The organism is Streptacidiphilus alkalitolerans (genome assembly GCF_042511045.1).
GTDB classification, from domain to species: Bacteria; Actinomycetota; Actinomycetes; order Streptomycetales; family Streptomycetaceae; genus Streptacidiphilus; species Streptacidiphilus alkalitolerans.
Genome location: NZ_JBHEZX010000010.1, coordinates 186,212 through 212,772, shown reverse-complemented (window position 1 = coordinate 212,772; position 26,561 = coordinate 186,212). Strand labels below are relative to the sequence as shown.

At 72.0% G+C, this 26,561-nt stretch carries 26 protein-coding genes; 13 read left to right on the top strand and 13 right to left on the bottom strand.

What is annotated here, in order from left to right; genetic code table 11:
- Positions 1-74: 74 nt before the first annotated feature.
- The 4 genes from ACEZDG_RS23305 to ACEZDG_RS23290 form a co-directional block, all read right to left on the bottom strand.
- Entirely contained in the window at positions 75-1,307 is a 1,233-nt protein-coding gene (locus ACEZDG_RS23305) for a hypothetical protein (protein ID WP_380512683.1), read from the bottom strand.
- On the bottom strand, positions 1,297-1,866 hold the full coding sequence (locus tag ACEZDG_RS23300) for a DUF6114 domain-containing protein (RefSeq protein WP_380512681.1): 570 nt from the start codon (positions 1,864-1,866) through the stop codon (positions 1,297-1,299). The genes ACEZDG_RS23305 and ACEZDG_RS23300 overlap by 11 nt, the downstream gene beginning before the upstream one ends.
- A gap of 109 nt (positions 1,867-1,975) precedes the next feature.
- Positions 1,976-2,650 carry a DUF6230 family protein gene (locus tag ACEZDG_RS23295; protein ID WP_380512679.1) on the bottom strand — a complete coding sequence of 225 codons (675 nt, stop codon included), beginning with the start codon at positions 2,648-2,650 and terminating at the stop codon, positions 1,976-1,978.
- Between the two features lie 592 nt (positions 2,651-3,242).
- Positions 3,243-4,229, bottom strand: coding sequence for a tetratricopeptide repeat protein (locus ACEZDG_RS23290; protein ID WP_380512677.1), 987 nt, complete (start codon positions 4,227-4,229; stop codon positions 3,243-3,245).
- Positions 4,230-4,445: 216 nt separating this feature from the next.
- Here ACEZDG_RS23290 and ACEZDG_RS23285 point away from each other — a divergent pair, with 216 nt between their 5' ends.
- Positions 4,446-5,054 carry a TetR/AcrR family transcriptional regulator gene (locus ACEZDG_RS23285; RefSeq protein WP_380512676.1) on the top strand — a complete coding sequence of 203 codons (609 nt, stop codon included), beginning with the start codon at positions 4,446-4,448 and terminating at the stop codon, positions 5,052-5,054.
- Here the strand turns inward: ACEZDG_RS23285 and ACEZDG_RS23280 are convergent.
- The 4 genes from ACEZDG_RS23280 to ACEZDG_RS23265 all read right to left on the bottom strand — a co-directional run bounded on the left by ACEZDG_RS23280 (position 5,051) and on the right by ACEZDG_RS23265 (position 8,038).
- Positions 5,051-6,709 carry an acyl-CoA mutase large subunit family protein gene (locus ACEZDG_RS23280; protein WP_380512674.1) on the bottom strand — a complete coding sequence of 553 codons (1,659 nt, stop codon included), beginning with the start codon at positions 6,707-6,709 and terminating at the stop codon, positions 5,051-5,053. The genes ACEZDG_RS23285 and ACEZDG_RS23280 overlap by 4 nt on opposite strands.
- A 96-nt stretch (positions 6,710-6,805) precedes the next feature.
- Positions 6,806-7,147, bottom strand: coding sequence for a DUF3817 domain-containing protein (locus tag ACEZDG_RS23275; RefSeq protein ID WP_380512672.1), 342 nt, complete (start codon positions 7,145-7,147; stop codon positions 6,806-6,808).
- 42 nt (positions 7,148-7,189) lie between these two features.
- A complete protein-coding gene (locus ACEZDG_RS23270) occupies positions 7,190-7,699 on the bottom strand; it encodes a MarR family winged helix-turn-helix transcriptional regulator (RefSeq protein WP_380512670.1) in 510 nt (169 codons plus the stop codon).
- A 21-nt stretch (positions 7,700-7,720) separates the two neighbouring features.
- Positions 7,721-8,038 (bottom strand): DUF3817 domain-containing protein, encoded by a 318-nt coding sequence (locus ACEZDG_RS23265; protein WP_380512668.1) that lies wholly within the window; start codon positions 8,036-8,038, stop codon positions 7,721-7,723.
- Positions 8,039-8,141: 103 nt separating this feature from the next.
- On the opposite strand from ACEZDG_RS23265, the gene ACEZDG_RS23260 reads away from it, so the two are divergent.
- From ACEZDG_RS23260 to ACEZDG_RS23240, 5 genes are read left to right on the top strand one after another with little or no spacing between them, the layout of a single operon-like run.
- The gene (locus ACEZDG_RS23260; RefSeq protein WP_380512666.1) at positions 8,142-8,942 is read left to right on the top strand and encodes a DUF2127 domain-containing protein; all 801 of its coding nucleotides are present in this window, start codon (positions 8,142-8,144) and stop codon (positions 8,940-8,942) included.
- A 2-nt stretch (positions 8,943-8,944) separates the two neighbouring features.
- Positions 8,945-9,583 carry an AIM24 family protein gene (locus tag ACEZDG_RS23255; RefSeq protein ID WP_380512664.1) on the top strand — a complete coding sequence of 213 codons (639 nt, stop codon included), beginning with the start codon at positions 8,945-8,947 and terminating at the stop codon, positions 9,581-9,583.
- Positions 9,580-10,230, top strand: a complete 651-nt coding sequence (locus ACEZDG_RS23250) for an AIM24 family protein (RefSeq protein WP_380512847.1) — start codon at positions 9,580-9,582, stop codon at positions 10,228-10,230. The genes ACEZDG_RS23255 and ACEZDG_RS23250 overlap by 4 nt, the downstream gene beginning before the upstream one ends.
- Complete coding sequence (locus ACEZDG_RS23245; protein WP_380512662.1) at positions 10,227-11,000, top strand: AIM24 family protein; 774 nt, start codon at positions 10,227-10,229, stop codon at positions 10,998-11,000. The genes ACEZDG_RS23250 and ACEZDG_RS23245 overlap by 4 nt, the downstream gene beginning before the upstream one ends.
- Before the next feature lie 40 nt (positions 11,001-11,040).
- A complete protein-coding gene (locus tag ACEZDG_RS23240; RefSeq protein ID WP_380512660.1) occupies positions 11,041-11,544 on the top strand; it encodes a MarR family winged helix-turn-helix transcriptional regulator in 504 nt (167 codons plus the stop codon).
- Between the two features lie 255 nt (positions 11,545-11,799).
- Here the strand turns inward: ACEZDG_RS23240 and meaB are convergent, their stop codons facing one another.
- Both meaB and ACEZDG_RS23230 read right to left on the bottom strand, forming a co-directional pair.
- Positions 11,800-12,723 carry a methylmalonyl Co-A mutase-associated GTPase MeaB gene (gene meaB / locus ACEZDG_RS23235; protein ID WP_380512658.1) on the bottom strand — a complete coding sequence of 308 codons (924 nt, stop codon included), beginning with the start codon at positions 12,721-12,723 and terminating at the stop codon, positions 11,800-11,802.
- 258 nt (positions 12,724-12,981) lie between these two features.
- A complete protein-coding gene (locus ACEZDG_RS23230; RefSeq protein ID WP_380512656.1) occupies positions 12,982-14,160 on the bottom strand; it encodes an acetyl-CoA C-acetyltransferase in 1,179 nt (392 codons plus the stop codon).
- A 197-nt stretch (positions 14,161-14,357) separates the two neighbouring features.
- On the opposite strand from ACEZDG_RS23230, the gene mce reads away from it, so the two are divergent.
- The 3 genes from mce (at position 14,358) to ACEZDG_RS23215 (ending at position 19,835) form a co-directional block, all read left to right on the top strand.
- On the top strand, positions 14,358-14,789 hold the full coding sequence (gene mce, locus ACEZDG_RS23225; RefSeq protein WP_380512654.1) for a methylmalonyl-CoA epimerase: 432 nt from the start codon (positions 14,358-14,360) through the stop codon (positions 14,787-14,789).
- 204 nt (positions 14,790-14,993) lie between these two features.
- Positions 14,994-18,788, top strand: coding sequence for a hypothetical protein (locus ACEZDG_RS23220; protein ID WP_380512652.1), 3,795 nt, complete (start codon positions 14,994-14,996; stop codon positions 18,786-18,788).
- 111 nt (positions 18,789-18,899) lie between these two features.
- Positions 18,900-19,835: a cellulose-binding protein gene (locus ACEZDG_RS23215; RefSeq protein WP_380512650.1), complete on the top strand. Its 936-nt coding sequence runs from the start codon at positions 18,900-18,902 to the stop codon at positions 19,833-19,835.
- 51 nt (positions 19,836-19,886) lie between these two features.
- Here ACEZDG_RS23215 and ACEZDG_RS23210 read toward each other — a convergent pair whose 3' ends face one another.
- Positions 19,887-20,681, bottom strand: a complete 795-nt coding sequence (locus ACEZDG_RS23210; protein ID WP_380512649.1) for an alpha/beta fold hydrolase — start codon at positions 20,679-20,681, stop codon at positions 19,887-19,889.
- Positions 20,682-20,788: 107 nt separating this feature from the next.
- Between ACEZDG_RS23210 and ACEZDG_RS23205 the strand changes: the two genes are divergently transcribed.
- On the top strand, positions 20,789-21,712 hold the full coding sequence (locus ACEZDG_RS23205; RefSeq protein WP_380512647.1) for an ABC transporter ATP-binding protein: 924 nt from the start codon (positions 20,789-20,791) through the stop codon (positions 21,710-21,712).
- A 1-nt stretch (position 21,713) separates the two neighbouring features.
- On the top strand, positions 21,714-22,481 hold the full coding sequence (locus ACEZDG_RS23200) for an ABC transporter permease (protein ID WP_380512645.1): 768 nt from the start codon (positions 21,714-21,716) through the stop codon (positions 22,479-22,481).
- On the opposite strand, the gene ACEZDG_RS23195 is transcribed toward ACEZDG_RS23200, so the two are convergent.
- Entirely contained in the window at positions 22,462-23,670 is a 1,209-nt protein-coding gene (locus tag ACEZDG_RS23195; RefSeq protein ID WP_380512643.1) for an MFS transporter, read from the bottom strand. The genes ACEZDG_RS23200 and ACEZDG_RS23195 overlap by 20 nt on opposite strands.
- Before the next feature lie 66 nt (positions 23,671-23,736).
- Here ACEZDG_RS23195 and ACEZDG_RS23190 point away from each other — a divergent pair, with 66 nt between their 5' ends.
- The gene (locus ACEZDG_RS23190) at positions 23,737-24,735 is read left to right on the top strand and encodes an ArsR/SmtB family transcription factor (RefSeq protein ID WP_380512641.1); all 999 of its coding nucleotides are present in this window, start codon (positions 23,737-23,739) and stop codon (positions 24,733-24,735) included.
- Here ACEZDG_RS23190 and ACEZDG_RS23185 read toward each other — a convergent pair.
- Positions 24,729-25,079 carry an ATP/GTP-binding protein gene (locus tag ACEZDG_RS23185; protein WP_380512640.1) on the bottom strand — a complete coding sequence of 117 codons (351 nt, stop codon included), beginning with the start codon at positions 25,077-25,079 and terminating at the stop codon, positions 24,729-24,731. The two genes, ACEZDG_RS23190 and ACEZDG_RS23185, sit on opposite strands and share 7 nt — an antisense overlap.
- Before the next feature lie 369 nt (positions 25,080-25,448).
- On the opposite strand from ACEZDG_RS23185, the gene ACEZDG_RS23180 reads away from it, so the two are divergent.
- Positions 25,449-26,558, top strand: a complete 1,110-nt coding sequence (locus ACEZDG_RS23180; protein ID WP_380512845.1) for an LLM class flavin-dependent oxidoreductase — start codon at positions 25,449-25,451, stop codon at positions 26,556-26,558.
- The last annotated feature ends 3 nt before the right edge of the window (positions 26,559-26,561 follow it).

Below are 26,561 nucleotides of genomic sequence, written 5' to 3'. Positions count from 1 at the left end.
GCGGGAGCCGCACAACGGCGGAGGGCCGGTCCGGGAACCACCGGACCGGCCCTCATTCCGTGCGCCTGCGGTGACTAGCTCAGCGCCGTGTAGTACAGGTGCATCCCCGGGATGGTGAGGTTGCCGCCGAACTGCCCCGCCTGGATCGCGGTGGCGTCGTTCAGCTCCAGGTTCAACGGGATCGGCACCGAGCCGATCAGGTTGTAGAGCCACTCGGGCAGGGTGTCCGGCGTCAGCGTCAGCTTGATGCCCAGTTCCGCCAGCGGAATCCCCTCGGCCTTGGAGAGGGTCCCGGAGAGGCTCGTCACGTACATGGTGACGGTCCCGCCGGTCATGGTGGACGTGGTGTTCGGACCGCCCTGGACGTGCAGCAGTTGACCGTTCTGGTTCGCCGACATGTCCAGGTTGTCGATCTGGACCGTCTGGGAGGTGAACTTCAGCACCCGGACCGGCCCCGCCGCGGTGTCGACGGTCTTCACACCCCAGAACTGGGTGTTGCCCAGGGCCAGCCGCGAGGTCTTCAGCGTCCATGGGACGGCGGGCATCCCGCCCGTCGGCGCCGCGGCGTCCATCGGTGCGGCCAGCTTGCTGACGTCGCACACCCGGTTCGCCTGCGCCTTGGCGGAGGCGCTGGACGAGGGAGTCGCCGACTTCGGCGAGGACGCCGACGGCGCGGACGGCGTGGCGGTCGCCTTCACCGTCGGGTCGGGGGTCGGCGTGGCCGTCGCGGTCGGTGTGGCCGTCGGGGCGGCAGCAGCACGGGTGCTCGCAGCGGCCTTGGGCGCCGCGGTGGCCGCCGGCTGGGTCGCCTTGGGGACGAGCAGCCCGCCCAGCCCGTCCAGGATCGTCTTGATCGGATCCGCGGGGGGAGCGGCCCGGTGGGTCGGCGTCGCGGTGGCGCTCGGGGTCGACGTCGCGGTCGGCACCGTGTGCTGCTCCGGCGTCGTGGCGGTCTTCCCGGTGCTGCTCTTCGCCGTCGTGCTGCTCTTGGCCGTCGTGCTCTTCTTCGCCGCCGGAGCCTTCGCCGTAGAACTCTTCGCCGCCGACGTCGGGGCCGCGGAAGGCGTCGTGCAGTCAGCTCCGTTGGAGCCCTTGACGACCTCCTGCACCGTGCTGCTGACCGGCGCCGCCTTGGCGGCGTCCGCCGCGAAGGCGAACTTGGGCGCCAGCGAGCCCATGATCAGGGCGGTCGGCACAGCGGTCAGCGCCAGGGCCCGGCCCACCGGGAGCTGCATCCGGCCACGCACGGTGATCCGAGGGGCCGCGTGCCGCCCGGCGCTGCGGGGGCGCTCGGGGTCACTCGCCACCGTCGTGCCTCCCGGCCTGCTCCACCGCGGTCTCCTGCTGCTCCGGCTCCATCAGCTCGGAGAGCTTGGACTCGGGCCCTTCGAACTCGCTGTCGGCCTCCGCCTCGAACGCCTCGGCGGCCCCCTCCGGGGCAGCGGTCTCCTTGACCTTCATCGGAGCCCAGGAGCACACCAGGGCGCCCCCGATCAGCCCGGGGAACAGGCCGAGCCCGAACCCTCCGAAGTTGGAGACCGGGAGCGACACCAGCGACAGCACGATGGCGGCGATGCCCGCGAAGACCCGGATCAGCGGCTGGAACCAGACCGAGATGCCGAGCGCGAGCAGCAGCAGCCCGATGACCAGCGCACCCGCGCCGGCCGTGGTGGCCATATGGATGCGCAGCGCGCCGACGCTCATGTCGTTGTAGGGGAAGTAGATGATCGGGATGCTCGCGAGGAGGACGAACAGCCCGCCCCAGAAGGGACGGCTGCGGCGCCAGTTGCGGAACGCCTCACGGCCCTTGCTGAAGCCGTTCCGGGACTCGGGCTCGGGCCGCGCATGGGCGGTCGCGCTGGTCACGTGGCAACTCCCTGATGGAGGTGGTGCAGATGGTCTTGGAAGCACAGCGGGGAGGGACCTGGGCCCCTCCCCACGCCGTGCGGTTCGCTACTGCCGACCCGGGTGGGGGTCAGAAGCAGCCGGTGTTGCCCGAGTCGAGGTGCAGGTGCATCCCGTTCAGGGTGAAGGTGGCCGCCGAGGTGGCCCACGCCGTCTGCTGGACGCCGGTCAGGTCGGCGCTTTCAGCGGTCTGGGCGAACGCACCCGGGTTGGTGGGCCCGTTGAACGTCGTGCCGGGCGAGGTCTGGCCCGCCGCCGTGCCGACGTCACCGGTGGCGACGCCGATGTTCATGCCGTTGAAGACCGCGGAGTCGGCCTTCAGGTCGGACATCGAGATGAACAGTCCGGTCGCGGAGACCACCGGGCCGGAGGCCTTGCCGGTCTTCGCGTCGTAGGAGCCGCCCGCGTCGATCCTGAGGGTGAAGTCCCCCAGGCCCGGAACGGGGAAGTCCACCGACTGGCACAGCTGGTTGATGGTGGCGCTGTCGAAGCCCGACACCGCGACCGGGTCCTTGCCGGACGGGTTGCTCGGGGTCTTGGTCCCGTCCAACACAGTGCCGTACTGGCGGAAGTTGTCACCGTGCAGGTGACCGGCCGACACCTCGAACTGCTGCCCGGAGACACTGAACGACGCGGCGAGCGCGCCCTGGGCGATGCTGATACCAACCGCAGCAGTCGCGGCAATGGTGGGAACCATGACAACGGCGAACCGCTTCCAGCGGGTCTTACCGAAAGTCTGTGACATTAACGAGATCCTCCTTCTCGGACGTACATCTCCGGCCTGCCCCGCTTGGGCCCTGGCCTGGGATGGGGAGAAGAGCTACGTCCTCGGGAAGGGGAGCGCGTCGGCTGCGTGCGTGAGGTCGTGGGTACGAAGTCTCTGATCGGCAGCATCGGCGATCACCCCCGAGCGACAACCACCGGCCGTGCTGGCTGCTCGGCCGTGAGAGGACAGGCTCCGCCGGGGAAGGCGAAGACCCCCCTGCCCTCTTAGGGACCGGACGGCCGGTCCCTGCTCGGTGGGGATTCCGGGTCCGCCTCCCCGACTGGCGGTCGGGGCTTCGGCAACGGACCGAGCGAGCCCGATGTTGGTCCATCCGGGGCCCGTGCACAAGTACTTCATTACCGGCGAGTAAGGAGGGAGTGAATACCTTCGATCACGCGAACGAGGCCGATATCACCTTCCGTCACCATGCGGAGGTTCAGCACTCGGGCAAATTCCATGAAACATGGAGTTAACAGACGATGGCGGCCACCCAGGGTGACCGCCGTCGTCGAACGTCAAGATTTGGTAAACGACGCCGCCCGCAGCGGTTTTGTCGTCAAATCGTCAAGCGTCAGAACAGCCGCCGCGCAAGCGCCCCACGCGCCTTGACGACCCGGGGATCGTCCGCGCCGATGACCTCGAAGAGTGACAGCAGGTGCACCCGCACCCGGTCCCGGTCCGCGCCGGCCGTCCGGCCGACCGTGTCGACCAGCCGGGCGAAGGCGTCCTCGACGTGGCCGCCGACCAGATCGAGGTCGGCCGCGGTCAGCTGGGCCTCGACGTCGGCGGGCCGCTCGGCCGCCGCCGTCCGCGCCGCCTGCGGGTCCACGCCCTGCACCCGCTGCAGCAGCTCGGCCTGGGCCAGCCCCAGCTTGGCCTCGACGTCCGCGGGCCGGTCGGAGAGCACATTGCGGTACGCCTGGATGGCGCCGGCGAGGTCACCCCGGTCCAGCGCCTCGTGCGCGGCGGCCAGCGCCGGATCCACCGGCGGCTCGACCTCGGCGACCTCCGCCGGGGCGCCCGTACCGGAGCGGACCCCGACCTCGCCGACGATCCCGAACCGCTCCTCGGCGCCCGCGACCAGCGAGTCCAGCAGCTGGCGGACGTCCGCCTCGCCGGCCGGGCCCTCGAACAGCGGCACCAGCTGGCCCGCGACCACCGCGAGCACGGTGGGCAGGTCCCGGATCTGCAGCTGGCGGGCCAGCTGCTGGTTGCTCCTGATGTCGACCATGGCGAGCACAAAGCGCCCGTCGTACTCCTCGGCCAGTCTGACCAGCACCGGGTTGAGCGCCTCGGCCGGCTCGTAGCCCTCGGCCCAGAAGTTCAGGACCACCGGCACCTCGGCCGAGAGCTGGACCACCTGCTCCTCGAACCCGGCCTCGCTGACATCAAAAACCAGAGGGCCCGCCGGAGGGACGGCCGTACCGTCGCCCCCCGCTTCCTGGGCCTGGCGGGCGCGGGCGGCGCGAGTCTGCTCCGCCTTCTGGGCGGCCTCCGCCGCCGCCTTGACCGCGGCGAGGTCGACCGCGCCGCGCATGGACATGTTCCGTGGCTGCATGGGCCTATCCTCCCCCGTCAGCGCGCTCCGGTGTGAATCCTCTGGAACTACTGGTGGTACTCAAAGCACTGCGCGGATCCCCACCCGCGCGGCAGCGTGGTTGTCGCCTTTCGCTACAGGTCGTAGCGTATATCGATCCGGCCTCGCCCCGCAGCCCCTCCGACATGACCTGCGCCACACTGCCGACCCCCGGCGGCGGCTGTAGTGTCAACGGCTGTGACCGAGCCCCCCACCGCCCGCAAGGGCCGCCCGCGGAGCGCCGACGCTGATCGGGCGATCCTCGCCGCCACCCGGGCGGCGCTCGCGGAGCTGGGGTGGGGCGGGCTGACCATGGGCGACGTCGCCACCCGGGCCGGGGTCGCCAAGACCACCCTCTACCGGCGCTGGCCGTCCAAGAACGAGCTGGTGGTGGACGCCGTGGCGGTGCTCTTCGACGAGCTGGCCATGGCCGACCTGGGCAGCCTGCGGGCGGACATCGAGGCCGTGGTGCGCCAGTTCGCCGGTCTGCTGGCGCAGCCGGAGAGCCAGGCCGCGCTATTGGCCCTGTTCGCCGAGGCCAGCCGCGACCCGGCGCTGCGGCTGCGGGTCCGCGAGTCGATCATCGACCCGCAAAAAGAACTGGTGCGCCTGGGTCGCGCCGCCGCCCAGGCCAGGGGCGAGCTCGCCGCCGACACCAGCCCGGAGGCGGCCTGCGAGGACATCGACATCATCTTCGACACCATCGCCGGCGCGGTCGAGCACCGGATGCTGGTCAGCGGCGAGCCCGCCTCCCCGGCCTGGATCAGCCGCTTCACCACCCTGCTGCTGACCCCGTTGACGTCCTAAAACCCGGCCGGCTCGGTGTACGTCCCCCACTCCGTCCGCAGCACGTCGCAGATCTCGCCCAGGGTGGCCTCGGCCCGGACCGCGTCCAGCATCGGCGGGAGCATGTTGCTGCCGTCCCTGGCCGCCGCCAGCATCGCGTCGAGACCCGCGCGCACCGCCGCCTCGTCCCGACCCGCGCGCCGTGCCGCGAGCTCGCGCACCTGCTCGGTCTCCACCTCGTGGCTGACCCGGAGGATCTCCAGCGGCTTGGTCACGCTGCCGGTGTGGCAGTTGACGCCGACCACCCGCTTCTCGCCCTTCTCCACCGCCTGCTGGTAGGCGAACGCGGCCTCGGCGATCTCGCCGGTGAACCAGCCGTTCTCGATCCCGCGCAGGATCCCCGCGGTCATCGGCCCGACCGGGTGCCCCGGCGCGCCCATGTCCTGGATCCTCTGGAAGATCGCCTCGGCCTGCGCCTCGATCCGGTCGGTCAGCGCCTCCACGTACCAGGAGCCGCCCAGCGGGTCCGCGACATTGGCGACGCCGGTCTCCTCCATCAGCACCTGCTGGGTCCGCAGCGCGATCTCCGCGGCCTGCTCCGAGGGCAGCGCCAGGGTCTCGTCCAGGGCGTTGGTGTGCAGCGAGTTGGTGCCGCCGAGCACCGCCGACAGCGCCTCCACCGCCGTGCGCACCACGTTGTTGTAGGGCTGCTGCGCGGTCAGCGACACCCCCGCCGTCTGCGTGTGGAACCGCAGCCACTGCGCCTTCTCGCTGGTCGCCCCGTAGACGTCCCGCAGCCACCGGGCCCAGATCCGGCGCGCCGCACGGAACTTGGCGATCTCCTCGAAGAAGTCCAGGTGCGCGTCGAAGAAGAAGGAGAGCCCGGGCGCGAACACATCCACGTCAAGACCCCGTGACAGCCCCAGCTCCACATAGGCGAACCCGTCCGCCAGGGTGAACGCCAGTTCCTGCGCGGCCGTCGAGCCGGCCTCCCTGATGTGGTAGCCGGACACCGACAGCGGCTTGTACGCCGGGATGTGCTCGGCGCAGTACTCCATCAGGTCGCCGATCAGCCGCAGATGCGGCTCCGGCTCGAACAGCCACTCCTTCTGGGCGATGTACTCCTTGAAGATGTCGGTCTGCAGCGTGCCGTTGAGCACACCGGGGTCCACGCCCTGCCGCTCCGCGGCCACCAGGTACATGCAGAACACCGGCACCGCGGGACCCGAGATGGTCATCGACGTGGTGACCTCCCCGAGCGGCAGCCCGGCGAACAGCACCTCCATGTCGGCCGCGGAGTCGATGGCGACCCCGCAGTGCCCGACCTCGCCCAAGGCCCTGGCGTCGTCCGAGTCCCGCCCCATCAGCGTCGGCATGTCGAAGGCCACCGAGAGGCCGCCGCCGCCCGCGTCCAGGATCATCCGGTAGCGCTCATTGGTCTGCCGGGCGTTGCCGAAGCCGGCGAACTGACGGATCGTCCAGGCCCGCCCCCGGTACCCGGTGGCGTGCAGCCCGCGGGTGTACGGGTACTCCCCCGGCCAGCCGATCCGCTCCGGCACCCGGCCGTCCGCGGGCCCGTAGACCGGGTCGACCTCGTCGCCGCTCAGGGTCGTGAAGTCGGCATCGCGCTTCCGCGCCTTGTCATACCGAAGCTGCCAGCGTTCACGTGCGTCCATCGGCCGACCCCGCAATCAAAACTACTTGGATGTCCTACTAATTCTAGCGCGCAAAAGAGGCGCGCCTCAGAGAGACGCGCCTCACACTCCAGCAGCTCAGACCTGGACCAGGGACTCCGTCCCGGCGTCCGCCGTCTGCGCCCGGATCTCCTCCATCACCTTGCGTTCCGCGATGAAGGAGCAGGTGGGAATGGTTCCGGCCAGGATCACAAAGACCATCCGGCCGATCGGCCAGCCCATCTTGTTGCCCAGCGTGAAGGCGACGACGACATAGGCCATGAACGCCCAGCCGTGGATCGTGCCGACGATCGCGACGGCGATCTGGGCCACCCCGAAGCCGTACCAGGCGATGCAGGAGGCGCACAGAAGCAGCAGCCCGACACCGGTCACGTACGCCAGTACCCGGTAGGCCGTCAGCAGACGATTCGACTTGTTCACGGAACGAGCGTAGCCGCCCAAAAGTGGATCTCTCACACCGGCCTACTCCTCCGCGAAGTCCCCCGCGGACACCCGCAGCGGCCGGAGCACCTGGAACAGCTCCCGGCACCCGGCCTCGTCGTAGCCGCCCAGGCCGAAGTCCATGGCGACCAGGTCCCTGGTCGCCTTCTCCACCACCTGCCGGCCGTCCTCGGTGATCGCCGCGAGCACGCCCCGCCCGTCCAGCGGGTTGGGCCGCCGCGCGACCAGGCCGGCCCGCTCCAGCCGGTCCACCGTGTTGGTCACACTCGTCGGATGCACCATCAGCCGCTCGCCGATCTTCGACAGCGGCAGCTCGCCGGCCCGGCTGAAGGTCAGCAGCACCAGCGCCTCGTACCGGGCGAAGGTCAGCCCGTACGGCTTCAGCACCGCGTCCACCTGCGCCAGCAGGATCTGCTGCGCCCGCATCACCGAGGTGATCGCCGCCATCGACGGCACCGCGCCCCAGCGCCGGGTCCACAACTCGTCGGCACGGGCGATGGGGTCGAAGGACAGGCTCAGCGGCTTGGGCACGTCCTTACCGTACCCGCAGCCTCAGACAGCGACGGCAGGGGCGGGATAACCCTCGCCCTCCTCCTTGGCCAGCACCCGCTCGGCATAGAAGCCGCCGCCGGGGAGCACCGAGAGCACGAAGATGCCCGCCGCCCGCTTGAGGCTCCAGCGCTGCTTCGCCCAGGCCATCAGCGCGAACACCACATACAGGGTGAAAAGGATGCCGTGCACCATTCCCATCACCGGCACCGCATTGAAGCTGGTGGTCCGCTTCAGCACCGAGCACACCAGCAGCAGCAGGAAGGACAGCCCTTCCGGCATGGACACCAGGCGCAGACGGTGGACCGCACTGTTCTTCACAACGAACCCCTCAGCAGCACAAACAAGGACACCCCAGTATCACCGACCCGCCCCCGGCTATTGTTCCGGCTAACAAGCACACCGAACTCATACGGGGACAGCGATGAAGTGGGACTGGAACAGACGCACCTGCTCACGGCGCGGACACATCACCTACGCCCCCACCGAGCCGCTGCTGCGTGAGCACCTCCACGCCCACACCGCCCTCGGCGACGCCTGGCGCTGCCTCCGCTGCGGCGACTTCGCCCTCGGCGAGCCGCACGGCACCGGCAAGGCCGAGGACGCTCCGTTCGTCCCCCGCGGCAAGGCCCTGCGCGACCTCTTCATCCTCCGCTTCCTGGCCGTCGAACGCATGGTCCGCGGCGTCTTCATCATCCTGATCGCGATCGCCGTCTGGAAGTTCAGCAACAGCCAGACCTCGGTGCAGCAGTTCTTCAACGACGACCTCAACCTCCTGCAGCCGATCGCCCAGCACTTCCACTACGACCTCAACAACTCCCCCATCGTCGGCAGCATCCAGAAGACCTTCAGCTACAAGCACTCCACCCTGCTGATCACCGCCGCCGCCCTCGTGGTCTACGCACTGATCGAGATCGTCGAGGCGTTCGGGCTCTGGGCCGCCAAGCGCTGGGCCGAGTACCTCACCGTCGTCGCCACCGCCGCGTTCCTGCCGCTGGAGATCTACGAACTGACCGAGAAGGTCAGCGGCTTCAAGATCGCCACCCTGGCCCTGAACCTCCTCGCGGTCCTCTACATCCTCCTGGCCAAGCGGCTGTTCGGGCTCCGCGGCGGCGGGAAGGCGTTCGAGGCCGAACGCCACGAGGCCTCACTCCTCGAGGTCGAGACCTCGGCCGGCGATCACCCCGCCCCTTCCCGTGCCACTTCGACCCCCACTACGTTGTAGCCGTGGCACAGTTCAGAATGCAGGGCTCACGAGTACTCGCGGTGGACCTCGCCGGCGACGCCGTCAAGGCCCGGAACGGCTCGATGGTCGCCTACGACGGCCAGATGACCTTCAAGCGGATGACCGGCGGCGGTGAGGGCCTGCGCGGCATGGTCACCCGCCGGATCACCGGCGAGAAGATGACCGTGATGGAGGTCCAGGGCAAGGGCACCTGCTGGTTCGCCGAACGCGCGGCCGAGATCAACCTGGTCCAGCTCAACAACGAGCGCCTCCACGTCGAAGCGAGCAACCTGCTCTGCACCGAGGCCACCCTGCGCACCGGCACCGAGTTCACCGGCCTCCGCGGCGCCTCCGAGGGCCACGGCCTGTTCACCACCAAGGTCGAAGGAGCCGGCTGGGCCGCTATCACCTCCGACGGCCCCGCAGTGATCCTCCGGGTCGCCCCCGGCCTCCCGCTCCGGGTCGACCCCGGCGCGTACGTCGCCCACACCGGCGACCTCAAGCAGAGCTTCCGCACCGACGTGACCTGGCGCGCCCTGGTCGGCGAGACCGGCGGCGAGAGCTTCCAGATCGAGTTCGAGGGCAACGGCCTGGTCTACGTGCAGCCCTCCGAGCGCCGCACCGTCGCCGGGGAGGTCTGATGTTCACTCAGATCAACAGCAAGATGGTGGAAGCCCCCGTCGTCCCCGGCCAGCGCCTCTACAGCCAGCGCGGAGCGATGCTCGCCTACAAGGGCAACGTCAGCTTCACCCCCGACCTGATGGGCGGTCAGGGCGGCATCGGCTCCATGCTGGGCCGCCGGATCGCCAACGAGCAGACCCCGCTGATGACCATCGAGGGCCACGGCACCGTGATGTTCGGCCACGGCGGCCACCACGCCCACCTGGTCCACCTCACCGGCGACACCCTCTACGTCGAGGCCGACCGGCTGCTGGTCTTCGACGGCACGCTCAACCAGTCGACCATGTTCATGGGCTCCCAGGGCGGCCTGCGCGGCATCATTCGCGGCCAGGCCACCGGGCAGGGCCTGTTCACCACCACCCTCACCGGCCACGGATCCGCCGCGGTCCTGGCCCACGGCGGGGTGTTCGAGATCCCGATCACCCCCCAGCACCCGGTCCACGTCGACCCGCAGGCCTACGTGGCCCACCGCGGCGAGGTGCAGAGCAAGGTCAGCACCGCGATCGGCTGGCGCGACGCGATCGGCCGCGGCTCCGGCGAGGCCTTCCAGCTCGAACTGACCGGCAACGGAACGGTATTCGTCCAGGCCAGCGAGGAGAAACTGTGAACGCCGGCCCCGTGATCTGGGACCCCTCCACCCTCCCGACCGACGACAACGTCAACCCCTACGCCTTCTCCGTCGCCCTCAACGGCCGCTGGTTCCTGCAGAAGGGCAAGATGGTCGCCTACTACGGCAACATCACCTTCCACCCCATCGGCTACGGCCCGCTGGACCAGCTCATCTCCACCAGCTTCCACTCCCCCACCCACGCCACCGACTGGGTCGTCGCCGAGGGCCAGGGGCACATGATCCTGGCGGACCGGGCCTACGACGTGAACTCCTACGACCTCGAAGAGGGCAACCTCACCGTCCGCTCCGGCAATCTGCTCGCCTACGCCTCCACCCTCGCGCTGAAGCAGTCGATCATCCCCGGCTTCCTCACCCTGATCGGCAGCGGCAAGTTCGTCGCCGCCTCCAACGGCCCGGTCCACTTCGTGGAACCCCCCGTTCGGGTGGACCCGCAGGCCCTGGTCGGCTGGGCCGACTGCCCCTCCCCCTGCCACCACTACGACCACAGCTACATGCGCGGCGTCCTCGGCGGCGTCCGCCGGCTCACCGGCCTCGGCGGGGCCTCCGGCGAGGAGCACCAGTTCGAGTTCGTGGGCGCGGGCCAGGTCCTGCTTCAGTCCACCGAGGTCCTGATGCCCGAGTACGCGACCGGGGCGGTCGCGGACGAACCCGGCATCCCGGGGGCCCGGCCCCCGGCCCAGGGCGGACGGGCGCAGCAGCCGAACCTGGGCAACCTCGGGAACCTCGGGCGGCAGTTCGGTCTGTAATATTGTCCAACTTTCAACTTTGACGGGTATCATCACCTCCATGGAAACCAGCGCCACGACCCTCCAGGACGACACCGACGAGGACGCTCCCTGGCTCACCCCCGAGGAGCAGGCGCTCTGGCGCGCGCACCTCGAAGTGGGCCGGCTGCTGGGCTACGCCATGGAGCGGGGGCTCCAGCCCTTCGGGCTCGCCATCAACGACTACACCATCCTGGTGGAACTCTCCGAAGCCCCCGAGCGCCGCATGCGGATGACCGACCTGGCCACCGCCACGCTCCAGTCCAAGAGCCGCCTCTCGCACCAGATCACCCGGATGGAGGCCGCGGGCCTCGTCGCCCGCGAGGGGTGCCCCGGCGACCGGCGCGGGCTGTACGCGGTGCTCACCGACGACGGCTGGGACACGATGCGACGGGTCGCACCCCACCACGTCCGCAGTGTCCGTGAACACTTCATCGACAGGCTCGAGCCTTCGCAGATCGCCTCCATGTACCAGGCACTCGCCCCCATCGCCGAACACCTCCGCACCGTACGGGGCCGGGTTTAGCCTGCGGCGCAAGGCGTTGCACTGTGCGGGGTTTTGGTTTGCCTGCGGCGCGGGTGGGTGCGCGGGGTCGGGGGCGGGCCGGGTCGGGGTAGTCGCTCTGGGGCCTGCTGCGAAACGGGTGCCAAGAGTCGAGGTGCCTTTTCTACGCCGCTCGCACCCGTTTCTCGCTTTGACGGCCCCTGCCGCGACCACCCCGCCCCGTCCCACCCCCTCCCGTGCGGGGGTGGGGAAAAGCGAGGTTGCGCTCGCCGTAGTTCAGATGAGGGCGTCGGCGGCGGTGTAGGGGTCGAGCTCGCCGCGGGCGACCTGCCCGGCGAGGGCGTCCAGCGTTGCGGCGTCGATGCGTTGGCGCAGGGTGGTGACCGCGAGGGTCTGGATCTCCTGGGCCGCGCGGCGCACCCTGCGCTGAGTCAGCTGGTCGTGTTCGTCCATCCAGGCGCGGTGCTTCTCCAGCGCCGCGACCAGTTCGTCTACGCCTTGGCCCTTGGCGGCCACGGTCTTCACGATCGGGGGGCGCCACGCGCCCGCGCTGCGGGCCTCGCCGAGGCCGAGCATGTGGTTGAGCTCCCGCGCGGTGGCGTCCGCGCCGTCGCGGTCGGCCTTGTTGACCACGTAGACGTCGCCGATCTCCAGGATCCCCGCCTTCGCGGCCTGGATCCCGTCCCCCATGCCGGGGGCGAGCAGCACCACGGTGGTGTCCGCCTGGGCCGCGACCTCGACCTCGGACTGGCCGACACCGACCGTCTCCACCAGGATCACCTCGCAGCCCGCGGCGTCCAGCACGCGGATCGCCTGCGGCGCGGCCCAGGCGAGGCCACCGAGGTGGCCCCTGGTGGCCATGGAGCGGATGTACACGCCGGGATCCGTCGCGTGGTCCTGCATCCGTACCCGGTCCCCCAGCAGGGCGCCGCCGGAGAACGGCGAGGAGGGGTCGACGGCCAGCACGCCGACCCGCTTCCCCGCCTGGCGGTAGGCCTTCACCAGGGCGGAGGTCGAAGTCGACTTGCCGACTCCCGGCGAGCCGGTCAGGCCGACCACGTAGGCGTTCCCGGTCAGCGGCGCCAACAGCGCCATCACCTCCCGGAGTTGCGGCGACGCCGCCTCCACCAGGGAGATCAACCGCGCGACCGCCCGCGGTCGCCCCTCCCGCGCCTGCTCGACCAGCGTTCCGATATCCATCCCGGCAATCTCCCATCAACCCGAGCCCCGGACGAAACCACGGCGAGCGCAACCTCGCTTTTTCCCACCCCCGCACGGGAGGGGGTGGGACGGGGCGGGGTGGTCGCGGCAGGGGCCGTCAAAGCGAGAAACGGGTGCGAGCGGCGTAGAAAAGGCACCTCGACTCTTGGCACCCGTTTCGCAGCAGGCCCCAGAGCGACTACCCCGACCCGGCCCGCCCCCGCTGCCATGCAACCACCCGCGCCGCAGGCAAACGCCTTAAGGAACGCGAATCAGCAGAGCGTCACCCTGACCGCCGCCACCGCAAAGCGCCGCCGCACCGACCCCACCCCCGCGCCGCTGCAACTCCAGGGCCAGCGAAAGGACAAGACGGGCGCCGGACATGCCGATGGGGTGGCCAAGGGCAATCGCCCCGCCGTTGACGTTCACCTTGTCGAGCGAAATGCCGAGGTCCTTGACGGACTGGACCGCGACCGCCGCGAACGCCTCGTTGATCTCGACCAGGTCGAGGTCGTCAACCGTCAGACCTTCCTTGCCGAGCGCAGCGAGAATCGCGTGGGAGGGCTGGGACTGCAGCGAGTTGTCGGGGCCGGCGACATTGCCGTGGGCGCCGATCTCGGCGATCCAGCTGAGGCCCAGCTCTTCGGCCTTGGCCTTGCTCATGACGACGACGGCGGCGGCGCCGTCGGAGATCTGCGAGGAGGATCCGGCGGTGATCGTGCCGTCGCGGGTGAAGGCGGGACGGAGCTTGGCGAGGGACTCGACCGTGGTCTCCGCGCGGATGCCCTCGTCGCTGCTGAAGACCACGGGCTCGCCGCGCCGCTGCGGGATCTCGACCGGGACGATCTCGGCGTCGAAGACGCCGTTCTTCGCGGCGGCGGCGGCCAGCTGGTGCGAGCGCGCGGCGATCTCGTCCTGCTCGGTGCGGCCGATGCCGAGCCGCACGTTGTGGCCCTCGGTGGACTCTCCCATGGGGATGCCCTCGAAGGAGTCGGTCAGGCCGTCGTAGGCCATCGCGTCGAGGAGCTCGACCGCGCCGTACTTGTAGCCCTCGCGGGACTTGGGCAGCAGGTGGGGGGCGTTGGTCATGGACTCCTGGCCGCCGGCCACGACGATGTCGAACTCGCCGGCGCGGATCAGCTGGTCGGCCAGGGCGATGGCGTCCAGCCCGGAGAGGCAGACCTTGTTGATGGTGAGGGCCGGGACGTTCATCGGGATGCCGGCCTTGACCGCGGCCTGGCGGGCCGGAATCTGGCCGGCGCCGGCCTGCAGCACCTGGCCCATGATCACGTACTGGACCTGGTCGCCGGTGATGCCCGCGCGGCGGAGGGCCTCCTTGATGGCGATGCCGCCGAGGTCCGCGCCGGAGAAGCCCTTGAGGGAGCCGAGCAGGCGGCCCATCGGGGTCCGTGCGCCTGCGACGATCACGTTGCTCATTCTTCGTAGCCCCTTTGCTGCGATGAGGTCTGGGCGCGGCGCTGCCACGGTCACTGCGGTCCAGGGTTTTGCCCCAATGTACTGATGCGTAACGTCGTCGTCACGCCGGCGCCGGTGTGATCACGGGCACGGTGGGGGCGGGTTTCGCGGGGCGGTGGTTTGCGGTGCACTGGAGGCAACCCCTCTGGAGGAGAATCGTGCTGACGCGGATCGACCACATTGGTATCGCCTGTTTCGACCTGGACCGGACGGTGGAGTTCTACCGGGCCACGTACGGCTTCGAGGTGTTCCACACCGAGGTCAACGAGGAGCAGGGGGTGCGCGAGGCGATGCTGAAGATCAATGACACCGGCGACGGCGGCGCCTCGTACCTGCAGCTGCTGGAGCCGACCCGGGAGGACTCCGCGGTGGGCAAGTGGCTGGCGAAGAACGGCGAGGGTGTGCACCACGTGGCCTTCGGCACGGCGGACGTGGACGGGGACGCCGCGGCGATCCGGGAGAAGGGGGTGCGGGTGCTGTACGAGGAGCCGCGCACGGGTTCGATGGGGTCCCGGATCACCTTCCTGCACCCCAAGGACTGCGGCGGGGTGCTGACCGAGCTGGTCACCTCCGCGGCGACTCACGAGTAACAACAGAAAGCGGGGCCACCCCCCTGCGCTTCAGGCCCGTGACATGAGAAAATGCGCCGGTGCCTCTGTGCGGGGGGAGGGGGATTTTTTGCCCCCGGGATCTGACACCATGTCTCCCTGAGGCACGACGACATCAAGGAGCTCACTCGGACGGCCCAGTGCCGTGCGGTGGCGACCCGACCAGGAGACGGATGGGACCGCGGAGTGCGGGGCTACGAGGCTGACGATCACCTCTCCAAGCTCGAGGCCGAGATGGACCGGCTTCGAACGGAGCGGGAGAAGGCCGTCACACACGCCGAGGACCTCGCCTACCAGGTGGAGGTTCTCCGGGCGAAGCTGCACGAGTCACGTCGGCAGCTCGCCCAGCCACGCGCGTTCGATTCCGTCTCCGGGCAGGCCGAGCAGATCCTGCGGACCGCGGAGATGCAGGCGGAGCAGCTGCGGGCCGAGGCCGAGCGGATGCGGATCGAGGCCCAGAACGCCACCCAGCGGGTGATGCAGGAGGCCGCCGACCGGTCGGCCCGGGTGCAGGCCGAATGGCAGGCGGAGGCCGAGAACCGGCGCAGGCAGCTGGAGAACGAGCTGGCCGAGCTGCGGCGCAGCGCCGAGCGGCATGTGAACGAGAACGTGTCCTGGGCGGAGCAGACCAGGGCGGGTACCGAGGAGCAGGCCAGGCGGGTCCTGGAGGAGTCCAGGGCCGAGGCGGAGCGGCTGCTGGCCTCGGCCAGGGCCGAGGCGATGGCGGTGTCCGAGCAGGCGACTTCGCAGGTCGCGGCGGACGTCCAGTCCACCAGGGCCGAGGCCGACCAGGTGCTGCAGCGGGCCAGGGCCGAGGCCGAGCGGCTGCTGACCGCCGCGGCGGCGCAGGCCCATGACGCGACCGAGTCGGCCGAGCGCGTGAAGCTGTCCGCGCACAGCGAGGCCGGGGAGCAGCTGCAGCAGGTCGAGGCGGAGCGGGACGCGCTGCGCCGGGCCGCGGAGGAGCAGCAGGCCGAGGTCGAGCGGCTGCGGCAGGAGGCGGAGTCGCTGCGGGCGGAGGCCGAGCAGGCCGCCGCCCGGGTGCGGGCCGAGGCCGAGGCGGCCGGGGAGCAGCGGACGGCCACGGCGAAGTCCGAGGTGGCCCGGATGGTCGCCACCGCGACCAGGGAGGCCGAGCAGGTCAGGGCGGAGGCGCTGGCGCTGCTCGAGCAGGCGCAGGCCGAGGCCGAGCAGCTGCGGGCGCAGGCCGAGGAGGCCGCCGAGACGCTGCGGCGGGAGGCCGAGGAGTCCGGGCGTACCGAGGGCGCCGCGACGGCGACGGTGCACCTGGCGAAGGCGGCCAGGACGGCCGAGGACGTGCTGGGCCGGGCCACCCGCGAGGCGGAGGAGACCCGGGCGGCGGCGGCCGAGGAGGCCGAGCGGATCCGGGCCGAGGCCAGGGCCGAGGTGGAGCGGCTGCGGGCGGAGAGCCGGGCCGGGGTCGAGCAGGCGCAGGGCAGCGCGCTGGACCAGATCCAGGCGCACCAGGACGAGGCGGCCCGGCTCCGGGCCGAGGCCGAGGAACTGCGCGCGGAGGCCGAGCGCGAGCGCAACGAGCGGCTCGGCGAGGCCCGCCGGCAGGCCATAACGCAGATCGAGGAGGCCGCCAAGACCGCGGAGGAGCTGCTGGTCCGGGCGAAGGCCGACGCGGACGAGCTGCGCGGGGGCGCGGCGGTCGAGCTGGCGAAGCTGCGCGAGCGGGCCAATGAGCAGGCCACCGAGGTGCAGAGCCGGGCGGAGGCGGTGCTGGCCCGGGCCAGGGCCGAGGCCGAGCGGCTGCGCGTGGGCGCGGAGCAGGCCAGGGACGAGGCCGCGACGGCGGCCGAGCAGGAGCGCGCGGAGATCGTGGAGGCGGCCGAGCGGGCCGCCGCCGAGCGCGCGGAGCAGGCCGCCGAGGCGGCCGAGGCGCTGCGGGCCGCGGCCGAGCGGGAGCGCGGCGAGCTGCTGGCCGCCGCCGCGCAGGAGCGGGACCAGGTGCTGCGGGCGGCCGAGCAGCTGGCCGGGGAGCGCACCGAGGAGGCCGCAGCCGCGGCGGCGGCGCTGCAGGAGCAGGCGCGGCAGGACTACGCGGACGCCGGCGAGGAGCTGGAGCGCCGGCGCACCACCGCCGAGGCCGACGAGGCCGCGGCGGCGGAGGCGCTGGCCGCGGCGGAGGCCTTCGCGCTGGAGCTGCGGGAGTCGGTGGCGGCCGAGGTCGCCGCGCTGCGGACGGAGTCGGCGGCGAAGGTCGAGGCGGAGTTCGCCGAGGCGCAGCGGCTGCGCGGTGACGCCGCCGAGACGCTGGCCGCCGCGGAGGCGGCCAGGGTCGCCGCGGACGAGCGGGCCGAGCGCGTCATCGCCGAGGCGACCGAGGAGAACGCGCGGGCGGAGCAGGCCCGCGGCGAGCTGCTGGGCGCCGCGCGGGCCGAGGCCGAGCGGATGCGGGCCGAGGCCGAGTCGGACGCCGGGGGCGTGCGGTCGGCGGCCGGGGACGAGGCCAGGCGGCTGCGCGAGCAGGCCGCCGAGCTGCTCACCCGGGCCGAGCAGGAGGCGGAGCGCGGCGACCGGGAGCGCGGGGAGCTGCTGGCCGCCGCCGAGACCGAGGCCGAACGGCTCCGGCAGGAGGCGGAGCAGGCCGCCGCGCTGGCCGTGGCCACCGCCGAGGACGACGCGGCGCAGGTCCGCCAGTCCGTGGCCGGGATGTACGAGGCGGCCGAGAACCAGACCACCCAGCTGCGGGCCGACGCCGAGCGGGAGGCCGCGCAGCTGCGGCAGGGCGCCGAGGACGACGCCGCGCGGATCCGGGCCGAGGCCGAGGCCGAGCTGGTCCGGGCCAGGGACGAGGGCGCCGGGCTGCGGGCCGAGGCCGAGGCGGTCCGGGTGGCCGCGGTGGCGGAGGCGGCCCGGGTGGTCGACGAGGCCGAGGCCCTGGCCGAGTCGGTCACCGGCGACGCCGAGACCGCCGCGCTGGCCACCACCGCCGCCGCCGAGGAGCAGGCCGACGCGATGGTCTCGGCCGCCCGCAAGGAGGCCGAGCGGCTGGCCGCCGAGGGCGCGGCGGAGGGCGCGGCGCTGGTCGAGCGCTCCCGCGCGGACGCGGACGTGATGCTGGTGGAGGCCCGCAGGGACGCCACCGCCATCCGCGAGCGGGCCGAGGAGCTGCGGGACCGTACCGACGCCGAGACCACCGCGCTGCACGAGCGGGCCCGCAAGGAGTCCGCCGAGGCGATGAAGGCGGCCGGCGAGCGGGTCGACAAGCTGGTGGCCGCCGCGACCGAGCAGGTCGAGGAGTCCCAGCGGGAGGCCTCGCAGGCCCTGGCCGAGGCGCAGGAGCGGGCCGCGAGGCTCGTCGCCGAGGCCGAGGAGAAGGCCGGAGAGCTTGTCGCCGCGGCGGAGCGGGAGGCTGCGGAGACGCAGTCCGAGGCTTCCACCGAGGCGAGCAAGGTCCGTCTGGCAGCCGTCCGCAAGGCGGAGGGGCTGCTGAAGGAGGCGGATCAGAAACTCAGCGGGTCCACCGCGAAGGCGGAGGCCCGCGAGGCGGAGGCCGATCAGCACCTGGCCACCGCCAGGGCGGAGGCGGAGCAGCTTCGCGCCGCCGCCGCCGAGGCCGCGGAGCAGACCCGCAAGGCCGCCGCCAAGGCCGCCGAGGACGAGCTGGCCCGTGCCCGCGAGGAGGCGGAGCAGCTCACCGACGAGGCGTTGACGGAGGCCCAGCGGATCACCGACGAGGGGCGTCGTGAACTCGACGAACTCGTCAACCGCAGGAAGGACATCAACACCGAGATCGCCCGGGTCCAGGATGTGCTGCAGGCTCTGGAGTCCTTCGAGGCTCCGTCACCGGCGTCCGGCTCGGGCAAGACGAACGGCAGCAACGGGGGCAGTACCGCAAGCCGGCCGGGCGGAGGCCGGGGCGCGGCCCCGGCGGGCGTCGGCGCCGGGGCGCCCAGAGCGGGGGCAACCCGTTTGGGGGGCAAGCATGGTGACGCCACACCACCCGATTGAGCGGACATTCTCCACTCTTCACGCGCTTTCAACAGATGACACTCCGAATCCGTGCCAGGATTCGCCTAATCACCCCACACCTCACCGGGCATACGACAGGAACTCCACCCCATGAGCGATCCACACTCTCCGCACGGCTTCGACACCGTGCGCCGCGGGTACGAGCGTGCTCAGGTCGACGAGCGCATCAGCAAGCTGGTCGCAGACCGGGACAGCGCCCTCGCCCGTATCACCGCCCTCGAGAAGCGCATCGAGGAACTGCACCTCGAAACCCAGAACGCGCAGGCCCAGGTCACCGACGCGGAGCCCTCGTACGCCGGGCTCGGCGCGCGGGTCGAGAAGATCCTGCGGCTGGCCGAGGAGGAGGCGAAGGACCTTCGTGAGGAGGCCCGTCGCGCCGCCGAGCAGCACCGCGAGCTCGCCGAGGCAGCCGCGCAGCAGGTCCGCAGCGAGGCCGAGACCTACGCCAAGGACCGCAAGGCCAAGGCCGAGGACGAGGGCCAGCGCATCGTCGACAAGGCGAAGAGCGACTCGACCCAGCTCCGCGCCGAGGCCACCAAGGACGCGCAGAACAAGCGCGAGGAGGCGGACGCCCTCTTCGAGGAGACCCGCGCCAAGGCCGCGCAGGCCGCCGCCGACTTCGAGACCAACCTGGCCAAGCGCCGGGAGCAGTCCGAGCGGGATCTGGCTGCCCGTCAGGCCAAGGCCGAGAAGCGCCTCGCGGAGATCGAGCACCGCGCGGAGCAGCTTCGCCTGGAGGCGGAGAAGCTCCGTACCGACGCCGAGCGCCGGGCCCGTCAGACGGTCGAGACGGCCCAGCGCCAGTCCGAGGACATCGTCGCGGACGCCAACGCCAAGGCCGACCGGATCCGCAGCGAGTCCGAGCGTGAGCTCGCCGCGCTGACGAACCGTCGGGACAGCATCAACGCCCAGCTGACCAATGTCCGCGAGATGCTGGCCACCCTCACCGGTGCGGCCGTCGCCGCGGCGACCCTGCCGGACGACGACTCGCTGACCCGCGGGGTGCCCGCGCAGCAGTCGCGCTGACGTATCGACGAAGGCTCCGGGCCCCGCTGGGGTGCCCGGAGCCTTCGTCGTTCAGCGCACCCGGGCGAGCAGGCCCCTGACCGCCCAGTTGAAGGTGTCCGGCGCCTCCAGCGCCGAGAGGTGGCCCACCGCGGGGATGACGGTGAGCACCGCGTCGGGCAGCACCGCCGCCATCGCCTCGGCGTCGGCCACCGGGGTGACCGTGTCCTCCTCGCCGACCACGACCAGGGCCGGGACGGTGAGCCCGGCCAGCACGTCCAGCGATCCGGGGCGGGCGGCCATCGCCCGCTGGGCCCAGGCGACGCCCTGCGGGGTGGCCTGCTCGACCGCCCTGCGCAGCTTCTCCACCAGCTTGGGCCGCTCGGCCACCGTGGTCGCGCCGAGCAGCGGCGCGGGGACCTGCTCGTCCAGCAGCAGTCGCACGCTGTCCGCGGCCAGCACCGCCGCCGCGATCCGCTCGCGGTTGGCCCGGGCCTGCTCGGTGTCGGCGGTGGCCTTGGTGTCGGCGAGCAGCAGTCCGGCCAGCAGCTCCGGGTGGCGGCGCGCCAGCGCCATGGCCACGTAGCCGCCCATGGAGAGCCCGCCGACCACCGCGCGTTCGATCCCGGCCCGGCGCAGCAGCAGGGCCACGTCGTCGGCGAGCAGGTCGAGCGAGGGTTCGTCGCTGCCGAGTTCCGTACCGCCGAAGCCGCGCAGGTCGACGGCGAGGACCCGGGCCTCGCTGCCGTCCGAGCCCGGTAGCTCGTCCAGTTGGGACTGCCACATCCGGGCGGACAGGGGGAAGGCGTGCAGCAGGACCAGCGGAGTGCCGGATCCGGCCTCACGTACGGAGATTCGATCGGTCATGCGTGCAGCGTATGCGCCGCTCGGCCGTACCCACAGGGCGACACCGGGCGGTTTGTCCTAGTCTGACGCACAGTGACCAGCGCCAGGCCAGACCCCCGGGAGCGTCGATGATCGAGGTCCATGAGCTGACCAAGCGGTACGGCGACACCGTCGCCGTGGACCGGCTCAGCTTCCAGGTCCCGCAGGGCGTGGTCACCGGCTTCCTCGGCCCCAACGGCGCGGGCAAGTCCACCACCATGCGGATGATGCTCGACCTGGACAGGCCCACCAGCGGTTCGGTCAGCATCGACGGCAAGCAGTACCGCCAGCTCAACGAGCCGCTGAAGTACATCGGCGCACTGCTGGAGGCCAAGGCCGTGCACCCGGGCCGGACCGCCCGCAACCACCTGCTGTGGCTGGCCCAGAGCAACCGGATCCCGGTGTCCCGGGTGAACGAGGTGCTGGACCTGGTCGGGCTGCGCGAGGTGGCCTCGCGCCGCTCCGGCGGCTTCTCGCTGGGTATGGGGCAGCGGCTGGGCATCGCCGCGGCGATGCTGGGCGACCCGAGGATCATGCTGTTCGACGAGCCGGTCAACGGGCTGGACCCGGAGGGCATCCTCTGGGTCCGCACTCTGATGAAGTCGCTGGCCCAGGAGGGGCGTACGGTCTTCGTCTCCTCGCACCTGATGAGCGAGATGGCGCTGACGGCGCATCACCTGGTGGTGATCGGCCGGGGCCGGCTGCTGGCCAACCTCTCCATGAACGACTTCATCAGCCAGAACTCGCACAGCTTCGTCCGGATCAGGACGCCCCAGCCCGAGGCGCTGCTGGACGCGCTGGCCGGGGCCGGGATCAGCTCCACCCCGCTGTCCGACGGCGGCTTCGAGATCGTGGACGGCGATCCGGCCGCGGTCGGCGACCTGGCCCGGGACCGCGGCATCGCGCTGCACGAGCTGAGCCCGCAACGGGCCTCGCTGGAAGAGGCGTTCATGCAGATGACGGCCGACTCGGTGGAGTACAGGACCGGCGCCGAGCAGAAGAAGGAGCACTGAGATGGCGAGCCCGGGAGCGGTGCTGCTCTCCGAATGGACGAAGATCAAGACGGTCAGGTCCACCGTGGTCACCCTGCTGATCGCGTTCGTGGTCACGGTCGGCCTCGGCGCGGTGGTCTGCCTGGTCGCCAACAGCCAGTGGAACACCATGTCGGACAAGGACAAGCTGACCTTCGACCCGGTCTCCACCGCCTTCTCCGGCATACTGCTGGGCCAGTTGGCGCTGATCGTGTTCGCGGTCCTGGTGGTCGGCAACGAGTACAGCAGCGGGATGATCCGGGTCACCCTGGCCGCCGTGCCGCAGCGCGGGACCCTGCTGCTGGCCAAGGCCGCGGTGGTGGTGGCGCTGGCGCTGCCGGTTTCCCTGGTGACCAGCTTCGTCACCTTCTTCCTCGGACAGGCCCTGCTCGGCGACCACGGGACCTCGCTGGGCGATCCGCACGTGCTGCGCGCGGTACTCGGCCTGGCCCTCTACATGACCTTCATCGCGCTGCTCTCGCTGGGCGTCGGCTTCATGCTGCGCAAGCCGGTGCTGTCGCTGGGCCTGCTGATGCCGTTCTTCTTCCTGATCTCGCCGATCCTGTCGGCCGTGCCCAAGGTGAAGTCGGTCGCGCACTACTTCCCCGACAGCGCGGGCTCGCAGATGGTCAGCGTGGTCGGCAGCTCCGACATCCCCTACGGCCCGGTGACCGCCTTCTTCGTCTGCCTGGCCTGGGCCCTGGTCTGCCTGGTCGGCGGCTGGTCGCTGCTCAAGCGCCGGGACGCATGACCCCGCGCAGGTAACCGGCCGTCAGCAGCACGCCCACGCCGGCGGCACTCATCGCCACCCCCACCGGCACCGCCTCGGCCAGCAGCCCGAACAGCAGCGGGCAGACGCCCTGGAAGGTCATGTTGCCCGAGGAGAGCAGGCCGAAGGCCTGTCCCCTGCTGTCCTCGGGCAGCGCCTCCAGAAAGCCCCGCTGCAGCCCAAGTCCGTAGGCGAAGCCCGCCCCGGAGACCACCAGCAGCAGCGCGCAGAGCACCGGCGCAGGGGAGGCGGCGAAGGCCAGCAGCGGCAGGCCCAGCAGCAGCACCAGCGGGACCACCAGCCGCTCCCGCAGCGCCGGCCGGACGAACCGGCCCACCGCCAGGTCCCCGACCAGCATCCCGATCGGCAGGCAGGCCAGCAGCGGCCCCGCCGTCCCGGCCGGAAAGCCGCTTCGCCCGGCGTAGGCGACCACCAGGCCCTCGGCCCCGGCCGAGAACGCCGAGGGCAGCCACTGGGCCAGCAGCAGCCCGCGCACCCGGGGCGCGCCGAGCAGCGCCCGCTGCACGGTCCAGCTCCTGGCCGGCGCCGTGCCGGGGGCGGTGGGCGGCAGCGGCAGGTCGCCGAGCCGGGCCCGTACCGCCACCGCGGCGATCAGATAGGCGGCGGCGCTGACCAGCAGCGCCTGCCGCGGCCCGAGCAGGGTGACCGCGATCCCGCCCCCGGCCAGCCCTGCCAGCTGCGCCCCGGACGAGGCCATGTTGGACAGCGAGCGGCCCAGCACATAGGCGTCGCCGGTCAGCGCCTCGGCCACCAGCCGGGCCGAGGCCCCGGAGAACACCGGGGTCAGCAGCGCCAGCACGGCGACCAGCAGCAGCACCGCCGGGACCGGCAGCGGGGCCAGTCCGAGCAGCACCGCCACCGCGCAGGACAGCGCGTAGCCGGCCGAGATCAGCCGGCGCGGGCGGATCCGGTCGGCGAGCCCGCCCAGCAGCAGCGAGCCGGCCAGCTGCGGCAGGAACCCGGCGCCGAAGGCCAGCGCGCTCAGCAGCGGCGATCCGGTGGTCGCGAAGACCAGCACGGACAGGGTGGTGATCCGCAGCGAGTCGGCGACGATCCCCAGCGTCCTGGTCAGGAACAGCAGCCGGAAGCGCGGCTCGGAGAGCACCTCCCGGTAGGTGGTGCGGGGCGGAAGCGCCAGCGTGGTGGTCATGGCGGGACTCTGCTCCGAGGGCCGCCGCGGGCACCACTGTTTCGTCCCAGGACGTAAGGTCGGGGCATGCTGCGCTTCGAGGTCAATACCGACGACCTGCTGCACAGCCGCTTCGCGCTGTCCCCCGCCTTCGAGCTGTGCAACGCGCTGCGGCTGCTGGAGCGGCCGACCCGGCGTCAGCTCCCGTCCGGCTGGGCGGACCGGCTGCTGCCCGCGTTCCAGGAGTTGCGGCGCGGCACCGACCTGGACGCCGCGCTGGCCCTGCACACCCCGGCCTTCGGCGCGGACTTCGTGGCCCAGCCGCCGGCCGGCCTGGCCCAGAGCTGGGCCGACGACCTGGCCGCGATCCGGGCCACCCCGTTGGCGCAGGCCCGGCGCGAGATCGCCCGGGTGCTCGCGGCCCAGCCGGTCACCGATCCCCGGGTGCTCGAGGTACTGCAGGGCCCGGAGGTGGTCGCCCGGGTCGCCGAGGCCCTGGACCTGGCCTGGCACACCCTGCTGGCCCGCGACTGGCCGCAGCTGCGGGCCATCTGCGAGCGGGACGTCGTGCACCGGGCCGGGCTGCTCGGACGGTCGGGCTGGGCCGCCGCGCTGGACGGGCTGCACCCGCAGGTGCGCTGGCGGGACGGCGGGGTCGAGGTGCTGCGCCGGCTGAGCGGCACGCACACGGTCGGCCTCGGCGGCGAGGGGCTGCTGCTGATCCCCTCGGTCTTCGTCTGGCCCAGGGTGGCCACCCACCAGGAGGACCCCTGGCCCAGGACCGTCATCTACCCGGCCCGGGGCATCTCCGCGCTCTGGGAGGCCGCGGCGCCGTCCTCCGGCGCCGAGGACTCCCTCGCGGACCTGCTCGGACCGTCCAGGGCCCGGCTGCTGGCCGCGCTGGAGAGCCCCGCCAGCACCAGCCAGCTGGCCGGGAGCCTGGGGCTGGCCGTGGGCGCGGTCGGCGACCACCTGGCGGTGCTGCGCCGGGCCGGACTGCTGCACCGGGCCCGCTCGGGCCGCTCGGTGCTCTACTCGCGGACGCCGCTGGGCGACGCCCTGGTGGGGGCTCAGCAGCCTCAGTAGCGCGGTGCGTTGCGTCCGCGCTGGATCGTCCGGCCGCGCCGCTCACGGGCCTTCCAGCAGGCCCGGTGCCAGTGCCGGCGGTCGTCCACCCCGCCGACCGCGCCCATCTCGTCCACCGGCCAGGCCACCAGGTGGCCGACGCCGGGCGGGATCTCCTGGTCGCAGCCGGGGCAGCGGTAGAACTTGCCGCTGTCGCCGGCCACCGGGCGGACCTTCCAGTCCTCGCCGCGGTAGCTCTCGGTCTGCTCGCCGCCCCAGCCCAGCCCGCCGCCCGCCCGCGGTTCCGGCTCGGCGTTCGAGGAATTCGGAGCACTCCCCCGGGGGCGACTGCGGCGCGGCGACACGGTTCTCCCTGGGCGGACGAGGATGCTGGACACACACCAGGATAACGGTTCAGCTGCCTCGAACTCGCTTTAGCACAAGATCCCTTGAATCTCCAGAGAGTGACCCCAATTCCCCCTCTAATCGGGCGGCCGGGGCCGAATTCGCGTGCCAGCGGCACATGACATGAGTTACTCCAGAGGGAGATGCGGGACCTGTTCCCCCGCGGGACCTAGGAGTTGATTCCGATGTCGGCCAGGACGAGGATCGCAGCGAGAAGGAACCGCCCCGGTGGCGGCATCGTCGGCAGCCTGCGGGTGCCCCGGCAGCGCACCGCGCCCGGTACGGCGACCAGACCCGCGCCGGCGGCGGTCGGCGGCGGCCCCGGCCCGATCCGCACCGGCGCCTTCCTGCTCTCCGCCCAGTTCCCGGGCCAGGGCCACGCGGAGGCGCTGGACCGGGCCGTGTCCGCCGCGGTGGCCGCCGAGCAGGCCGGCCTCGACAGCGTCTGGCTCGCCGAGCACCACTTCGTCCCGTACGGCGTCTGCCCCTCCGCCGCCACCCTGGCCGCGCTGCTGCTCGGGCGGACCAGCCGGATCGGGGTCGGCACCGCCGTCAGCGTGCTGCCGACCCAGCACCCGGTGGCGCTGGGCGAGCAGGCCGCCCTGCTGCACCTCACCTCCGGCGGGCGGTTCACCCTCGGCGTCGGCCGCGGCGGCCCCTGGGTGGACCTGGACGTGTTCGGCACCGGGGTGGAGGCCTACGAGAGCGGATTCCCCGAGGCGCTCGACCTGCTGCTGCGCTGGCTGCGCTCGTCCAGGGTCGGCGCCGACGGCCCCCGCTACCGCTTCCCCGAGGTCGCCGTGGTGCCCAGGGCCACCGAGCACCCGCTGCCACTGCCTTCCCCCGGCGGCAGCAAGGGACCTGAGTACTCGTCGGGCACCGGGGCCGGGGCCGGGGCCGCCGGCGGCACCGGGGGGCCGCCGGTGGTGGTCGCCTGCACCTCGCCGAACAGCGTCCGGCTGGCCGCCGAGCGCGGGGTGCCGATGCTGCTGGGGATGCACTCGGGCGACGAGGACAAGGCGGCCATGGTCGCCCTCTACCGCACGGCGGCGCGCGAGGCCGGACGTACGCCGGAGCAGATCGACCGGATCGAGGCGGAGCACGTGGCCGCGGGCCTGGCCCAGATCGAGGACAGCGCCGCCGAGGCCCGCCGGGTGCTGCTGAAGTCCATGCCGGGCTGGTTCAACTACGGCCTGTCCGCGCACCGCACGGTGGACGGCAGGGAGCGCCGGATGCGGGATCCGCACGAGTACACCGAGCTGCTCTGCGACCTGCACGCGGTCGGTACGCCCAGGCTCTGCGCCGACCGGATCGCGGCGACGGCCGAGCGGACCGGGGTGCGGCGCTTCGCGCTGCTGGTGGAGGGCTCCGGCGACCGGGAGTCGACCCTGCGCAATGTGCAGCGGCTGGGGGCCGAGGTGCTGCCGCTGCTGGCCTGAACC

What these genes read in the sequence shown, in the direction of transcription:
- ACEZDG_RS23295 (WP_380512679.1), bottom strand. Translation starts at nt 2,650, where the DNA reads ATGTCACAGACTTTCGGTAAGACCCGCTGGAAGCGGTTCGCCGTTGTC.
- ACEZDG_RS23290 (WP_380512677.1), bottom strand. Translation starts at nt 4,229, where the DNA reads ATGCAGCCACGGAACATGTCCATGCGCGGCGCGGTCGACCTCGCCGCG.
- ACEZDG_RS23280 (WP_380512674.1), bottom strand. Translation starts at nt 6,709, where the DNA reads ATGGACGCACGTGAACGCTGGCAGCTTCGGTATGACAAGGCGCGGAAG.
- ACEZDG_RS23260 (WP_380512666.1), top strand. Translation starts at nt 8,142, where the DNA reads ATGAAGTGGGACTGGAACAGACGCACCTGCTCACGGCGCGGACACATC.
- ACEZDG_RS23240 (WP_380512660.1), top strand. Translation starts at nt 11,041, where the DNA reads ATGGAAACCAGCGCCACGACCCTCCAGGACGACACCGACGAGGACGCT.
- meaB (WP_380512658.1), bottom strand. Translation starts at nt 12,723, where the DNA reads ATGGATATCGGAACGCTGGTCGAGCAGGCGCGGGAGGGGCGACCGCGG.
- ACEZDG_RS23230 (WP_380512656.1), bottom strand. Translation starts at nt 14,160, where the DNA reads ATGAGCAACGTGATCGTCGCAGGCGCACGGACCCCGATGGGCCGCCTG.
- ACEZDG_RS23215 (WP_380512650.1), top strand. Translation starts at nt 18,900, where the DNA reads ATGAGCGATCCACACTCTCCGCACGGCTTCGACACCGTGCGCCGCGGG.
- ACEZDG_RS23210 (WP_380512649.1), bottom strand. Translation starts at nt 20,681, where the DNA reads ATGACCGATCGAATCTCCGTACGTGAGGCCGGATCCGGCACTCCGCTG.
- ACEZDG_RS23205 (WP_380512647.1), top strand. Translation starts at nt 20,789, where the DNA reads ATGATCGAGGTCCATGAGCTGACCAAGCGGTACGGCGACACCGTCGCC.
- ACEZDG_RS23200 (WP_380512645.1), top strand. Translation starts at nt 21,714, where the DNA reads ATGGCGAGCCCGGGAGCGGTGCTGCTCTCCGAATGGACGAAGATCAAG.
- ACEZDG_RS23195 (WP_380512643.1), bottom strand. Translation starts at nt 23,670, where the DNA reads ATGACCACCACGCTGGCGCTTCCGCCCCGCACCACCTACCGGGAGGTG.
- ACEZDG_RS23190 (WP_380512641.1), top strand. Translation starts at nt 23,737, where the DNA reads ATGCTGCGCTTCGAGGTCAATACCGACGACCTGCTGCACAGCCGCTTC.